We start from the raw sequence: 14,797 nt of genomic DNA on the forward strand, positions 1-14,797 counted from the left end.
AATCATATCAAATCCACTGCTGTTCATGTATAATAAAGTTAAATAAATAAAGGGGAGTGTTATTGATGGAAGTTGTTTTTCACGGACAGGCCTGCATCTCTTTTGAAGCGAACGGAAAACGTGTGATTGTCGATCCTTTTATCACTGGAAACCCGTTGTCTGACCTAAAGGCAGAAGAAGGCGATGTGGATTTCATTGTATTGACACATGGCCATGGAGACCATTTAGGAGATACAGTTTCTATTGCTGAACGGACGGGGGCTACAGTTATTGCACTACCTGAAACGATTGATTATTTGAGCACAAAAGGAATCACTAATGGTCATCCAATGAATATCGGCGGGAACCGTGAGTTTGCTTTCGGCAAGGTGAAATTCGTTCAGGCCTTCCACAGTAATTCCTACACTGAAAAAGACGGAACTATCATTTATCTCGGCATGCCATGCGGATTAATCTTTACATTAGGAGAGCATGTCATCTATCATACCGGCGATACAGGGTTATTCTCTGATATGAAACTGATTGCTGAACGCCATCCTGTTGACTTATGTTTCGTACCTATTGGTGATAACTTCACGATGGGGATCGATGATGCAAGCTTTGCAGTCAATGAATTCATCAAGCCGCGCATCGCTGTGCCGATTCATTATGATACATTTGACTTAATCACCCAGAACCCTGAGGAATTCAAGGAACAAGTTAATACCCGGGTGGAAATACTGAAGCCTGGTCAGTCAGTAACATTGTAAGTGAATATGACAGGTCTCGCTGACCGTTGTCTTTTTAATGAAGGTGGTATGAGCACAGCATGACGAAACATGAGCAAATAATAGCCCATATTGAAAGTCTCAAGATCGGCAGTAAAATTTCTGTCAGACAAATAGCGAAGGATTTAAAAGTTTCTGATGGCACTGCTTACCGGGCAATCAAAGATGCTGAAAATAGAGGCATTGTCTCTACAATTGAACGTGTCGGCACGGTTCGGATTGAGAAGAAGACACGCGAAACGATAGACAATCTGACATTCGCTGAAATCGTCAAAATTATTGACGGACATGTAGTAGGCGGCAGAAGCGGGCTTCATAAATCGCTGGTCAAGTTCGCGATCGGCGCCATGGAAGTAGAAGATGCGGCGAAGTATCTCGGAGCAAATACATTGCTGATTGTCGGTAACCGCTCAGACATACAGCAGATTGCACTGGAAAAAGATACAGCTGTACTCATTACAGGTGGATTTGAAGTAGAAGAATCAATCAGACAGCTGGCGGATGCGAAAGGGCTGCCGATTATTTCATCTGCCTATGATACATTCACTGTAGCTAATATGATTAACCGTGCTATTTATGATCAACTGATCAAAAAAGAAGTCTTAACGGTCGCAGAAATATTAATTTCAGCGGATGAGACTAGTACACTCTTTGACAGTGATACGGTCCGTGACTGGAAGGAGCTGTCCATGTCATCAGGGCATACACGCTTTCCTGTAATCGATGACCAGGAAAAAGTATGCGGTATTATTACGCATAAGGACATTATCGATCAGGACAACAGCATTAAAATTAAGAAGCTGATGACAAAAAATCCGATTACGGTCTCTGAAAGTTCAACGATAGCTGCATGTGCTCACATTATGATATGGGAAGGGATAGAAATGCTTCCTGTGATCTCAAGACATCACATGCTTGCAGGAATAGTGACGCGTGAAGACGTACTGCTTGCTATGCAGTCAGCTGACAGGCAGCCACAGATGGGACATACTATCAATGATCAGGTTCTGAAATATATGCGCTTTGAAGGAAATGATATTACAGTAAGAATGACACCCCAAATGTCAAGCAATCTTGGTACAGTCAGTAAATCCGTATTTGTCGCGATCATTGAAGAAGCAACGAAATACGCCATGAAACGAGAGCGTAAGCGTGAAATTCTCATCGAAAGTCTGAATATTTATTTCCTGAAGACAGTGCCTATCGATTCTGAGCTTTCTATTTCTCTGCTTCAACTGGATTCAGGGCGGAAGTTTGCGAAGCTGGAAGTGGATATTTGCAGCAAACAGGTGACCGTGGCAAAGGCAATGCTGATGTGTCAGCTAATTGAGGCATAAAAAAAGAAAGCCTTAAGCTTTCTTATCTTTCTCGAGTTCTGCCCACGCCTTATCTTCTTCATCAAAATACTGCTCGAAGTACCGGCACGCTTTAATACCATAGTTAATATTAGCGAGACCGAAGATGATGAGTACAGCACAGATGATATAGGTGACTGCATTCGGGAATAACAAAACCTGATTGATGGCAAATGCTACCATGAAAATACCGAACATCATTCGGCCTCTTGCTCTATGCCACGCACGTCTGACATCACGATTAGTACGGAAATATTTAGCAAGCTGATATACCGCCAGCATAAAAGTGATGATCATAATAACGACGGTTAATGAAATAATATAAGGAAAAATTGTCTGCCACATAACGAACGACCTCCAACTGCATTATAGCAGTGACGATAAAAACTGTAAAACGATATTTAGGAGCTAATATGAATAATAAACAGATCAAGATATTACAGAATATGCTGAACTTATATGACACCATCATTATTCATCGTCATGTCAGACCGGATCCTGATGCATTAGGTTCACAGCTCGCCCTTAAAACAGCACTTCAAAAAATGTGGCCGCGCAAAAAAGTGATGGCTGCAGGCACTATGCCTGATAGCCTGGCATTTTTCGGTGAGATGGACAGTGTAACGCCTGACGATTATCGGGAAGCGCTCGTCATCGTTCTCGATACAGCCAATGCACCGCGAATTGACGGTGAGCATTATGGAACCGGCAAGTATTTGATTAAAATTGATCACCATCCGCCGGTGGACCAGTTTGGTGAACTGAACATCGTCAATACTCAGTCATCTTCAACAAGTGAGATGATCTATGAAATACTGCTGTTATTTGGCTATGGTGAAGATTACATCACAACAGACGTCGCTAAATATTTATATTTAGGCATTGTCGGAGATACGGGAAGGTTTCTATTCAATAATACGACTTCGAGAACGATGTCAATCGCTTCAAAGTTAATAAGCTATCATTTCGACCATACAGCGCTTCTTAACCAGATGGGAGAACGCCCGATCAAGAGCATTCATTTCCAAGGATACGTTCTCCAGAACTTCAGCTATGAAGACCATGTCGGATACATATTTATTACACAGGACATATTGAAACAGTTTGACATCACCGCTTCTGATGCTTCATTGTTCGTCAACAGTATGAGTGATGTCGAAGGAATAGAAGCATGGGTATTTGCAGTTGATGAGGGAGACGAGATAAGAGCCCGCATCCGAAGCAAGCGCGCCTCTATCAATGATCTTGCGGCACGTTACAACGGCGGTGGACATCCCATGGCAAGCGGAGGCACAGTCTATAGCAGAGAGGAATTTGAGCAGCTCGTCAAAGATTTAAAAGATACAGTAAAGTAAAGGAGAGAGCGTATGGTTGTCCATCTGAATTTGCATAGCTGTTATGACTTGCTGCAATCAACTGTAAGAATTAAAGAAGTAGTGGCTGCCGCTAAAGCAGATGGTCAACGCGCTCTTGCTATTACAGATACACATGTTTTGTATGGCATTCAGGCTTTTTACCGGGAATGTCTCAAGCATGACATTAAACCGATCACCGGTATGACTGTCCACTTAACAGACGGACATATGAATGTGGATGCAGTCATTCTTGCGATGAATCAGGAAGGTTATGACAATCTGCTGAAGTTATCTTCTAAAATTCAGCTGAAGGGATTGGATATCGTTCCCTTGTCGCTGTTTGAACGATACCGAAAAGATACAATTGCCATTTTCAAGCAGCTGCCAGCAGAGTTGAACCATCTGGTAGAAGATGCAGATGGTTATGCATGTCATCTATCAGCTGTTGCTGAAGAGAAGAAGGTCTATCTATCTCCTATCCGTTATATGAAGCCGTCTGGACTTCAGGACCTCACTGTGCTGAAGGCCATTGACAATAACGACAAGCTGATGCTTGAAACGCTGGATCATCGTACAGGAGAGGAGTATTTCATGACTTCTTCACGGCTGGCAGAACTTGATGTTTCATCTCAATATATCGCCCGTACAGAAGAGATTGCTGACCGATGCTCTGTCAAAGTGAATCACTCTTTGAGTAGACTGCCGAAATTCAGGACGCCGAACAACGAAACAAGTGATGACTATTTATGGTCACTGATACAACAAGGAAAGCATAAAATTGCTCATTTTGATGAACGCTACGAACAGCGTATGCAGCACGAATACCGTATCATCACAGAGATGGGCTTCAGCGATTACTTTCTCATTGTCGGCGATTTGATTAACTATGCAAAGTCAAAAGGAATTCTTGTCGGACCTGGCCGTGGCTCGTCAGGTGGTTCACTTGTCAGCTATCTGTTGAATATCACGATGATTGACCCGATAGAACATGGATTGTTCTTTGAACGATTCCTGAATCCTGAACGAGTGACCATGCCGGACATCGATATAGATTTTGAGGATACGAGACGTGAAGAAGTCATCCGCTACTGCACGAGTAAATACGGTGCATTCAACGTCAGCGGTATCGTCACGTTTGGTCATTTGCTTGCAAGAGCAGTCATGCGTGATGTCGGACGAATCCTGCAGTTCAGCGAAGATGACTTGAAATATGTCTCGCATCTGATGCCGAAGAAACAAATCACATTAACCGAAGCTTATCATATGGATGACTTCAAGGCATTTGTCACTAAGGACGAACGGCATAAAAAATGGTATGCCATCGCCTGTCAGCTGGAAGGACTGCCGAAACATACGTCCACGCATGCAGCAGGTATTATCATTCATGACCAGTTATTGACTGACTATGTCCCGTTAATACAAGGAGACGACATTAATTTAACGCAGTGGACGATGACTGAGGTAGAACAGCTCGGCCTCCTTAAAATCGACTTTCTTGGTCTTCGTAACTTGACGATTATTCAGCGCGTACTACAGCAGGCAAAGATAAATCTTACAACGGATACAATCAACTATGATGATGCTCATGTGTTCAGAGCATTGTCAGCAGCCGATACGAACGGTGTCTTCCAATTGGAATCAGCGGGTATGAGAAATGTGCTGAAACGACTGCAGCCGAAAAATTTTGAAGATATTGTCGCGGTACTCAGTCTCTACAGACCAGGCCCGATGGAGCAGATTCCTACTTATATTGAGAGAAGACACGGGCAGCCGGTGACTTATCTTCATCCTGATCTTGAACCTATACTCAATAAGACTTATGGTGTCATCATATACCAAGAGCAGATTATGCAGATTGCCAACCAGTTTGCGGGATTTTCACTTGGCGAAGCAGATAACTTGAGACGTGCTATGAGTAAGAAGAAGCGTGACGTTCTTGAAGCGGAGAAGCAACACTTTATAGAAGGCAGTCTGAAAAACGGTTATGATAGGAAGATGGCTGAACAGATCTATGAGTTGATACTGAAATTCGCCGATTACGGTTTTCCGAGAGCACATGCAGTCGCTTATGCCCAGATCGCCTATATGATGATGTATTTAAAAGTCCGTTATCCGTCTTACTTCTATGCATCCATTATGAGCAATGTCATCGGTAGTGAGGATAAGATGGCCGCTTTTATCAGTGAACTTAAGTCGAAGAATATTTCATTTACTTCTCCCTCTATCAATGAGTCCCATTGGTTTGTCAGAGCAGTTGATGATACTGTCATTTTATCGCTTGGGATGATTAAAGGGTTAGGTTACAGAACAGTGATGGATATTATAGATGAACGTCGTAATGGACGATTCATCGATCTCTACGATGTCGTACATCGTCTGCCTTCAAGAACAATGACTCGCCCGGTACTTGAGGCATTGATTCTTACGGGTGCATTCGATGAATTCAAGATGACCCGGGCGACACTTCTTGCGACACTTGATGAAGTTCTGAACGTCGGTGCTGACAATCAGCAGGAAGATCATTTCCTGGAAGACCTTGGACTCAATCTGAAGAAAAAATACCAGCATCATGAAGAGATGAGTGAAGAGCAGAAAGCAGCAGCAGAATATAAGCATCTTGGATTTTTCCTGTCAGAACATCCGGTTGAAAAGCGATTCAACGAACATCTCTATCTCCCGCTGTATCAAATTCAGCAGGCACAGCCGGGGCAGTATATATTAGCCGCTGTCAGTGAACTGCGGCGCATACGGACGAAAAAAGGGCAGCCTATGGCGTTTGCGAAAGTGATGGACGGTATCAGTGAACTGGAACTGGTTATCTTTCCCGCTGTCTTTCAATCTGCTGAAAAATATCTTCTGAAAAACGAGCTCATTGTCGTCAAAGGTAAGTTTGATCGAACATCTGATAAGTTGATTGCTGATTCGTTGCAATCGTTCGACGCGTTTAAAATCAATTATATGAATCAGCTGAAGGAAATCTATGTCCTGAAGAAGCCGAAAATACAGCTCGGACAAGGAACAATCAAGCTGTTCGAATATTCGATGAAGACGGGAAGAAGCGACCAGCTCGCTTTGATTGATAAAGTGACAGCAGAGCAATTGCTTGAAACTTATCCGCCTGAAATGATCCGAGTGATTTAATCTTTTAACTCCTAAAGCTTTATGATATAGTAGTCCGTAGTGGTCAGACCACTGCGGCTGTTTTTTGTTGTATTACTAAATTTTTAAGGGTCAAAGTCGAGAGGATGAAAAAATTGTCACTGAAAGATGATGCGTTACACTTACATAGAGTTAAGCAGGGAAAGCTTGAAATCAATTCCAAAGTTACAGTAAGAAACGGAGCAGATTTATCTCTTGCTTATTCTCCAGGCGTTGCAGAACCATGCAAAGCTATTTTTGAGGATGAAAGAAAAGTGTTTGATTATACGATGAAAGGTAACACAGTAGCCGTGGTTACTGACGGAACAGCAGTGCTTGGACTTGGAAATATCGGTGCTGAAGCAAGTCTCCCGGTCATGGAAGGTAAAGCAGTGCTGTTTAAAGGTTTTGCGGGAGTCGATGCATTTCCGATCGCTTTAAAAACGACAGATGTAAATACGATTGTAGAAACAGTGAAGCTCCTTGAACCTAATTTTGGTGGTGTCAATCTTGAAGATATTTCAGCGCCCCGCTGTTTCGAAATTGAAACGCGCCTGAAGAAAGAGACCAATATCCCGGTTTTCCATGATGACCAGCACGGGACAGCGATTGTGACTGTTGCTGGGCTGATGAATGCGCTGAAACTGACTGGACGTGCACTTGCTGATATCAAAGTCGTATTGAACGGGGCGGGAGCAGCAGGTATTGCCATCGTTAAATTGCTCTATAGTTATGGTGTCAGAAATATGGTAATGTGTGACTCTAAAGGAGCTATATTTGAAGGACGTACTTATGGTATGAATCCGACGAAAGACGACGTAGCGAAGTGGACCAACAAGGTTAAAATCGAAGGCTCTCTTAAGGATATCATTGCTTCGGCAGATGTTTTTATCGGTGTCTCTGTAGAAGGGGCATTAACTGAAGAAATGGTTAAGACGATGAATGCAGATCCAATTATCTTTGCGATGGCGAATCCAAATCCGGAAATCATGCCTGACAAAGCAATAGCGGCTGGTGCTAAAATTGTAGGAACTGGACGCTCAGATTTCCCAAACCAGGTGAATAACGTTCTGGCATTCCCAGGTATATTCCGCGGAGCTCTTGACGTGCGCGCGACACATATTAATGAAGAGATGAAACGGGCTGCTGTCGAAGCGATAGCAAGTCTTATCAGTGAAGAGGAGCTGAGAGCTGACTACGTCATCCCTGGACCATTTGATAAGCGGGTCGCTCCGAGTGTTGCAAAAGCAGTGGCGATTGCAGCAATGGAGTCCGGCGTCAGCCGAATTAAAGTCAATCCTGATGACATCGAGAAAAAGACATACAAATTGTCAGATTTAGAATAAGAGGTGACAGGTTTTGACTGAAAAGCAGCAGAAAGGATTTGTCTCTGTTGTTCATGAGCTTCAGGAAATTATCATCGATAATCACCTGTCACCAGGAGATAAACTGCCTTCTGAACGCTATTTGAGCGACAAGCTCAACATTAGCCGTTCGAGTGTCAGGGAAGCCCTTCGTGCAATGGAGCTGATCGGTATTATTTCAACGAAGCGGGGAGAAGGAACGTTTCTCTCTAATATGGACGACCACCAGCTGTTTGAACTCATCGGCAGCTACTTAATCTCATCTGACAAGCAGATCGATGAAATATCAGAATTCAAGCAAGTGATAGAGCATCATTTGACAAAGACAGGCTCGGATAACTTTATTATGACCCGGGTCGGCAATTTGCTGAGGCATTATGAACACGCCTTTAACGAGCAGGAGGATACAGATGTTTAAAGATATTTTCAAGCGTTCCAATAATAAAAAGAAAAAATACGTCGTTGTTCAGAATATGAAAGATACTGATGTTCCGGAAGGCATCATGACGAAGTGTCAGAAGTGCAAAAAAATTATGTATACTAAAGAACTAAAGAAGAACTTGAACGTTTGCACGAACTGTGATCATCACCTTGCGTTAACGGCTTATGACCGCATTCATATCATTGTTGACAAAAACAGCTTCAATGAATTTGATGCGGAGATGACATCTGCCAATCCTCTTGATTTTCCGGACTACCTGGAAAAACTTGAAAAAGATAAGAAGAAGACAGATCTTAATGAAGCCATTGTTACAGGTACTGGACTGATTGATGGGATGCCTTTTGGAATCTGCGTGATGGATTCCAGATTCCGTATGGGTTCGATGGGTTCTGTTGTTGGAGAGAAAATATGTCGTGTCATCGATTACTGTACTGAGCACAAACTCCCATTCGTTATCTTTACTGCCAGTGGGGGTGCACGTATGCAGGAAGGCATTCTGTCGCTCATGCAGATGGCGAAGACAAGTGTTGCTATTAACCGTCATAGTGACGCGGGACTGCTTTATATTTCCTATATGACTCATCCGACTACTGGAGGAGTGAGCGCAAGTTTTGCCTCTGTAGGTGACATTAACTTAGCAGAACCAGAGAGCTTAATCGGTTTTGCCGGCAGACGGATTATTGAGCAGACGATCGGAGAGAAACTCCCCGATGACTTTCAGACTGCTGAATTTCTGCTTGAACATGGTCAGTTAGATAAAGTCGTGCACCGCAGAGATATGCGGGATATTTTAAAACAGCTCATCATGATGCACGGAGGTAAACCAAATGGCACTTCAATTTGAGAAACCACTCGTAAAACTCGATAACAAGATTAAAGACCTCGAAAAATATATGGCTGAAAAACAAGTGGACCTGACAGGAGAAATCAATGAACTGCAGCAGGAACGCCATGCAAAGTTTATGGAGATTTACTCCAATTTGACACCGTGGCAGCGTGTGCAGATCGCACGACTCGGTGAGCGGCCGACATCACTCGATTATATAATGGAAATCTTCGATGACTTCATTGAATTTCATGGCGATAGATCATTCCGGGACGATCCGGCATTAATCGGAGGCATTGGTTCATACAAAGGACTGCCTGTCACTATAATCGGTCACCAGCGAGGAAAAGATACGAAGGACAATATTTACCGCAATTTCGGTATGGCACATCCCGAAGGTTATCGTAAAGCGCTTCGTCTGATGAAACAGGCAGAGAAGTTCAACCGTCCAGTCATCTGCTTTATAGATACTAAAGGCGCATATCCCGGAAAAGCTGCGGAAGAACGCGGCCAAAGCGAATCCATCGCTAGGAATTTAGTCGAAATGGCAGGATTAAAAGTGCCTGTCATCTCCATCGTCATTGGAGAAGGTGGAAGCGGAGGAGCACTTGGCCTAGGCGTCTGCAATCATCTGCTTATGCTGGAGAATTCAACTTATTCGGTCATCTCCCCTGAAGGCGCGGCGGCACTTCTCTGGAAAGATAGCGGGCAGGCACAGCGCGCAGCAGAATCTATGAAAATTACCGGTCCGGATTTACTGGAACTCGGAATAGTCGATTATTTAATTGAAGAAGTACTCGGCGGTGCTCATCAGGATGTTGTGAAACAAAGTCAGCTGATCGAAAGACAGCTGGAAGCTTCTTTAAATGAACTGCTCGAATTCAATGACATGCAGCTGGTGGAGCAACGCTATAATAAATATCGAACTATCGGACAATTTGAAGAATTATAATCTATATTTCAACTTATCCAGTTTTCTCTGACAGACAGGGGAACGGATAAGTTTTTTAATTTGAATACATAATTCATTTTATAAAACGTTTACATCGTATGTATAGACTTCTTTTAATGGTATCGCCCTGTTTTTTATGGTAATTTATAAGTAAATATGTACTTTAAAGTGAGGACTTGTTCTATGAAAAAAATAGCGGTTTTGACAAGCGGTGGCGATTCACCGGGAATGAACGCTGCAGTTCGTGCAGTGGTTAGAAAAGCGTTGTTCCATGATGTGGAAGTTTACGGTGTGTACCAGGGCTATCTTGGGCTTTTGACCAATAACATCAAGCCGATGGAACGCGGTACAGTTGGTGATAAGATTCAGCGCGGCGGTACGTTTCTTCAATCAGCCAGATGTCCCGAATTTAAAGACAAAGAAGTTCGTCAAAAAGGAATCGACAATTTAAATGCACTTGGTATTGAGGGATTGGTTGTTGTTGGAGGAGACGGCAGCTATAGAGGAGCGCAGCGATTAAGTGAAGAAGGGATCAATACGATCGGTATTCCAGGAACGATAGATAATGATATTAATGGAACAGATTTCACAATCGGTTTCGACACTGCGTTGAATACGATTATCGATGCTATCGATAAAATCCGTGATACAGCTTCAAGTCATGAGCGTACTTTCATTATTGAAGTTATGGGACGAGATGCAGGAGATCTAGCATTATGGTCAGCTCTTGCTGGAGGTGCTGAAACAGTGCTTGTACCCGAACACAAGAAAGACATCAAAGAAGTGGCTGACAAGATTCAGCAAGGGATAGAGCGCGGTAAAAAACATTCTATTATCGTTGTAGCTGAAGGTGTCATGTCAGGTGATGAATGTGCTGAACAGCTTAAAAAATATATCAATGTAGATACGCGTGTGTCAGTACTTGGTCACATGCAGCGTGGTGGTTCTCCGTCAGGTGTTGACCGTGTTCTTGCTTCCCGACTCGGTGCGTATGCCGTTGAATTATTGATGGAGGGCGAATCCGGTCTTGCTGTCGGCATTCAGAACAACAAGCTGACTAAGACTAAATTTGAGGATATCTTCTCATCTCAGCATGTACTTGATGAAAGAATGTTCCGATTGACAAATGAACTTTCAATCTAATTTCAGTGTTAATGAATAAACAATACAAATAACGGAGGCTCATGATACATGAGAAAAACTAAAATCGTATGTACGATAGGACCAGCTTCAGAAGCACCGGAAATGCTGGAGCAATTAATTGAAGCGGGGATGAACGTTGCACGTTTGAACTTCTCTCACGGCAGTCACGAAGAACATGCCGGAAGAATTCAGAATATCAGAAAGGCGGCTGACAAGTTAAATAAAACAGTTGCCATCTTACTCGATACAAAAGGCCCGGAAATTCGTACCCACAATATGGAGAATGATAAGATTGAACTGACTAAAGGTTCTACAGTGGCAGTCAATATGTCAGAAGTGACCGGCACACCCGAAGAGTTCTCAGTGACTTATGCAGAGCTGATTAACGATGTCCATGTCGGTTCAACCATTCTTCTGGATGACGGACTGATTGAACTTAAAGTAAAGGAAATCAAACAGGACGAAGGAAAAATCATCTGTGATGTGATCAACGCAGGAGAGCTGAAAAATAAAAAAGGAGTCAATGTTCCAGGTGTTAAAGTGAATCTCCCTGGCATCACTGAGAAAGATGCAGAAGATATTAAATTCGGTATTGAACAGAAAGTCGATTTTATCGCTGCATCATTTGTCAGACGTGCCTCAGACGTACTTGAAATCAGAAAAATACTAGAAGAACGTCAATGTGACTTCATTCATATCATTCCGAAAATAGAAAACGAAGAAGGAATCGAAAACATCGACCAGATTCTTGAAGTATCAGATGGTCTGATGGTTGCTCGTGGCGACATGGGTGTTGAAATTCCTGCTGAAAAAGTACCGTTAGTACAAAAAGATCTGATCAGAAAATGTAATGCATTAGGGAAACCGGTCATTACTGCGACACAGATGCTTGATTCTATGCAGCGCAACCCGCGTTGTACAAGAGCTGAAGCGAGTGACGTTGCCAATGCTATATACGACGGTTCAGATGCAGTTATGCTATCCGGAGAAACAGCAGCCGGGCTTTATCCGCTGGAATCTGTTAAGACGATGCACAATATTGCATACGCTGCAGAAGAAGCACAGGATTATAAGAAATTATTAAGCGACCGCACTAAAATGACTGAAACAACGATGGTGAATGCTATTGGTGTGTCTGTCGCACACACTGCATTGAACTTAAATGTACAGACGATTGTTGCAGCTACTGAAAGTGGTCATACCGCAACAATTATTTCGAAATACCGTCCACATGCACATATCGTTGCAGTGACGCCGTACGAAGAAACAGCGAGACATATGGCTCTCGTATGGGGAGTGCTGCCGCTCGTAAAAGAAGGTAGAAAAACAACTGATCAGCTGCTGAATGGTGCAGCAGAAGCAGCGATTGAAACCGGTACAGTTGAAAATGGAGATTTAATCATTATTACTGCTGGTGTACCGACAGGTGAGGCAGGAACAACCAACTTAATGCAGATTCAGTTAGTTGGAGACGAACTTGCTGGAGGACAGGGAATTGGACGTAACTCTGCAGTCGGTCATGTCGTTGCAGTCAAAGAAGCAGGGGAACTGGCAGGGAAAGATTTATCCAATGCTGTCATCGTCACACAATCCACTGATGCTGAAATGGTTCCCTATATCGAACAGGCGCTGGCAATTGTCACTGAAGAAGGCGGTCTGACAAGTCATGCAGCTGTAGTCGGTCTGACACTCGGCAAACCGACAATTGTAGGCGTGGAAGATGTCTATAGTAAGCTTGAAAATGACACGTTAGTCACAGTAGATGCGGCACATAGTAAAGTGTATGCTGGTCATGCTAAAGTATAATTTGTAGCAAGCTTAAAATAAGTCATTTATTGAAAAACACATAAAAGCACAGCTCTGATGAATTTCAGAGCTGTGCTTTTTTTATATGTAACATAACTTTAATGGCTTGAGCGTGTCTGTACTTTATACATGACGAACAGAATAACAAACCATAATGGGGTCCAGTATAAAGCGACTCTTGTGTCAGGAGCCAGGAATAATAAGGCGAATACAAAGATGAAAAATAGCAGGATAATCATTGCTGATATCATTCCGCCAGGCATTTTAAAAGCTGAGGAGGCGTGTTTTTCAGGATGGCGTTTCAAGTACATCATATATGAGATGATGATCAATGACCAGACAACCAGGAAGAACACTGTAGATATTGTTGTCACAAGCGTGAATACTTGAGCTGCATTCGGGATTAAATAGTTGAGCAGCACTGAAATTAACAGCAGCGAACTTGAAAAGATGACAGCATTAGCAGGAACGCCTTGCTTATTTGTCTTCTGAAAAAATCCTTCACCTTTAGCATAGTTCTTGCTTAATCCGAACAACATACGGCTGTTTGAGAATATACCACTGTTACATGATGACGATGCTGATGTAATGACTACAAAATTGATCAGACTTGCCGCAAAGACAACACCGATTAGCTTGAATAATTCAACAAAAGGACTGAGTTCTGGATCAATGCTGTTCCAAGGGGTAATGCACATGATTACCGCTAATGCACCGACATAGAACAAGAGAATACGAATCGGCACATTATTGACAGCACGCGGAATTGTCTTATGCGGGTCCTGCGTTTCTCCTGCTGTCACGCCAATCAGCTCAATACCGACAAAGCTGAATACTGCCATCTGGAAGCTGAGCAGAAAGCCGTTTATACCATTCGGGAAGAAACCGCCGTGTGACCATATATTGGATACAGATGCATGACCGAACGGTGTCTTGAATCTCATGACGATGAGTAAAATGCCGACGACAATTAAAGCAATGATGGTAACAACTTTGATGATAGCGAACCAGAACTCTAGCTCACCGAACATTTTCGCTGTCAGTAAGTTTAGTACTGTCAGCAGCACGATAGTAATTAAAGCAGAAATCCATGTCGGAAAATCCGGCCACCAGAAATTGATATACTGAGCGACTGCTGTCACTTCAGCCATGCCGGTCACTATCCAGCAGAACCAGTAAGTCCAGCCAGTGACATAACCTGCAAAATCACCGAGATAGTCCTTTGCGATATCTGTAAATGAGTGGTAGCTGGTATTTGACAAGAGCATTTCACCTAGCCCTCGCATAAACAGAAATAAAAACAGACCGATAATTGCGTAAGTCAATAATATAGAAGGACCCGCAAGATGAATCGTCTTGCCGGCTCCAAGAAATAATCCTGTCCCAATTGCTCCGCCAATTGCAATCAGCTGAATGTGACGGTTTGATAACGTTCGCTGTAGATCATTTGTCTCGTGTTCAGTTACTTGATTCTCTTTCATATTAAACCTCTTTTCGTAAGTCAGCTAAACTCATTATGATATTAACTTTACAAAAATTCAAATAATTTATTAAAATGAAGTTGGATTCATGGTTATACAATTGTGATGAAAAGTATTTATTATTTTTAAATATTCCATAAGTAAAAGTTATCATGTATCATAAAGAAT

The 14,797-nt window shown here is 42.7% G+C and carries 12 protein-coding genes; 10 read left to right on the forward strand and 2 right to left on the reverse strand.

Annotation, left to right across the window (positions count from 1 at the left end; all coding sequences use genetic code 11):
• The first annotated feature begins 65 nt into the window (after window positions 1-65).
• Both ERX29_RS06055 and ERX29_RS06060 read left to right on the forward strand, forming a co-directional pair.
• Window positions 66-749: a metal-dependent hydrolase gene (locus tag ERX29_RS06055; RefSeq protein ID WP_133443809.1), complete on the forward strand. Its 684-nt coding sequence runs from the start codon at window positions 66-68 to the stop codon at window positions 747-749.
• A gap of 59 nt (window positions 750-808) precedes the next feature.
• The gene (locus ERX29_RS06060) at window positions 809-2,104 is read left to right on the forward strand and encodes a DRTGG domain-containing protein (RefSeq protein ID WP_133443810.1); all 1,296 of its coding nucleotides are present in this window, start codon (window positions 809-811) and stop codon (window positions 2,102-2,104) included.
• 12 nt (window positions 2,105-2,116) lie between these two features.
• Here ERX29_RS06060 and ERX29_RS06065 read toward each other — a convergent pair whose 3' ends face one another.
• Entirely contained in the window at window positions 2,117-2,467 is a 351-nt protein-coding gene (locus ERX29_RS06065; RefSeq protein WP_133443811.1) for a YtpI family protein, read from the reverse strand.
• Window positions 2,468-2,535: 68 nt separating this feature from the next.
• On the opposite strand from ERX29_RS06065, the gene ERX29_RS06070 reads away from it, so the two are divergent.
• The 8 genes from ERX29_RS06070 to pyk all read left to right on the forward strand — a co-directional run bounded on the left by ERX29_RS06070 (window position 2,536) and on the right by pyk (window position 13,148).
• Window positions 2,536-3,477, forward strand: a complete 942-nt coding sequence (locus ERX29_RS06070; RefSeq protein WP_133443812.1) for a DHH family phosphoesterase — start codon at window positions 2,536-2,538, stop codon at window positions 3,475-3,477.
• Window positions 3,478-3,489: 12 nt separating this feature from the next.
• Window positions 3,490-6,618: a DNA polymerase III subunit alpha gene (locus tag ERX29_RS06075; protein ID WP_133443813.1), complete on the forward strand. Its 3,129-nt coding sequence runs from the start codon at window positions 3,490-3,492 to the stop codon at window positions 6,616-6,618.
• Window positions 6,619-6,731: 113 nt separating this feature from the next.
• Window positions 6,732-7,961: an NADP-dependent malic enzyme gene (gene ystJ / locus ERX29_RS06080; protein WP_133443875.1), complete on the forward strand. Its 1,230-nt coding sequence runs from the start codon at window positions 6,732-6,734 to the stop codon at window positions 7,959-7,961.
• Window positions 7,962-7,974: 13 nt separating this feature from the next.
• Window positions 7,975-8,397 (forward strand): FadR/GntR family transcriptional regulator, encoded by a 423-nt coding sequence (locus ERX29_RS06085; RefSeq protein ID WP_133443814.1) that lies wholly within the window; start codon window positions 7,975-7,977, stop codon window positions 8,395-8,397.
• Window positions 8,390-9,265, forward strand: a complete 876-nt coding sequence (accD, locus tag ERX29_RS06090) for an acetyl-CoA carboxylase, carboxyltransferase subunit beta (protein WP_133443815.1) — start codon at window positions 8,390-8,392, stop codon at window positions 9,263-9,265. Before ERX29_RS06085 ends, accD begins: the two co-directional genes overlap by 8 nt.
• Entirely contained in the window at window positions 9,249-10,199 is a 951-nt protein-coding gene (locus tag ERX29_RS06095; protein ID WP_133443816.1) for an acetyl-CoA carboxylase carboxyltransferase subunit alpha, read from the forward strand. Before accD ends, ERX29_RS06095 begins: the two co-directional genes overlap by 17 nt.
• Window positions 10,200-10,382: 183 nt before the next feature.
• Window positions 10,383-11,342, forward strand: a complete 960-nt coding sequence (pfkA, locus tag ERX29_RS06100) for a 6-phosphofructokinase (protein ID WP_133443817.1) — start codon at window positions 10,383-10,385, stop codon at window positions 11,340-11,342.
• A 48-nt stretch (window positions 11,343-11,390) separates the two neighbouring features.
• Window positions 11,391-13,148: a pyruvate kinase gene (pyk, locus tag ERX29_RS06105; RefSeq protein WP_133443818.1), complete on the forward strand. Its 1,758-nt coding sequence runs from the start codon at window positions 11,391-11,393 to the stop codon at window positions 13,146-13,148.
• Window positions 13,149-13,246: 98 nt separating this feature from the next.
• Here the strand turns inward: pyk and ERX29_RS06110 are convergent, their stop codons facing one another.
• Window positions 13,247-14,629 carry an amino acid permease gene (locus ERX29_RS06110; protein ID WP_133443819.1) on the reverse strand — a complete coding sequence of 461 codons (1,383 nt, stop codon included), beginning with the start codon at window positions 14,627-14,629 and terminating at the stop codon, window positions 13,247-13,249.
• Window positions 14,630-14,797 lie beyond the last annotated feature (168 nt).

Origin of the sequence: Macrococcus lamae (assembly GCF_004359545.1) — a bacterium.
GTDB classification, from domain to species: Bacteria; Bacillota; Bacilli; order Staphylococcales; family Staphylococcaceae; genus Macrococcus; species Macrococcus lamae.

What these genes read in the sequence shown, in the direction of transcription:
- ERX29_RS06055 (WP_133443809.1), top strand. Translation starts at nt 66, where the DNA reads ATGGAAGTTGTTTTTCACGGACAGGCCTGCATCTCTTTTGAAGCGAAC.
- ERX29_RS06060 (WP_133443810.1), top strand. Translation starts at nt 809, where the DNA reads ATGACGAAACATGAGCAAATAATAGCCCATATTGAAAGTCTCAAGATC.
- ERX29_RS06065 (WP_133443811.1), bottom strand. Translation starts at nt 2,467, where the DNA reads ATGTGGCAGACAATTTTTCCTTATATTATTTCATTAACCGTCGTTATT.
- ERX29_RS06070 (WP_133443812.1), top strand. Translation starts at nt 2,536, where the DNA reads ATGAATAATAAACAGATCAAGATATTACAGAATATGCTGAACTTATAT.
- ERX29_RS06075 (WP_133443813.1), top strand. Translation starts at nt 3,490, where the DNA reads ATGGTTGTCCATCTGAATTTGCATAGCTGTTATGACTTGCTGCAATCA.
- accD (WP_133443815.1), top strand. Translation starts at nt 8,390, where the DNA reads ATGTTTAAAGATATTTTCAAGCGTTCCAATAATAAAAAGAAAAAATAC.
- ERX29_RS06095 (WP_133443816.1), top strand. Translation starts at nt 9,249, where the DNA reads ATGGCACTTCAATTTGAGAAACCACTCGTAAAACTCGATAACAAGATT.
- pfkA (WP_133443817.1), top strand. Translation starts at nt 10,383, where the DNA reads ATGAAAAAAATAGCGGTTTTGACAAGCGGTGGCGATTCACCGGGAATG.
- pyk (WP_133443818.1), top strand. Translation starts at nt 11,391, where the DNA reads ATGAGAAAAACTAAAATCGTATGTACGATAGGACCAGCTTCAGAAGCA.
- ERX29_RS06110 (WP_133443819.1), bottom strand. Translation starts at nt 14,629, where the DNA reads ATGAAAGAGAATCAAGTAACTGAACACGAGACAAATGATCTACAGCGA.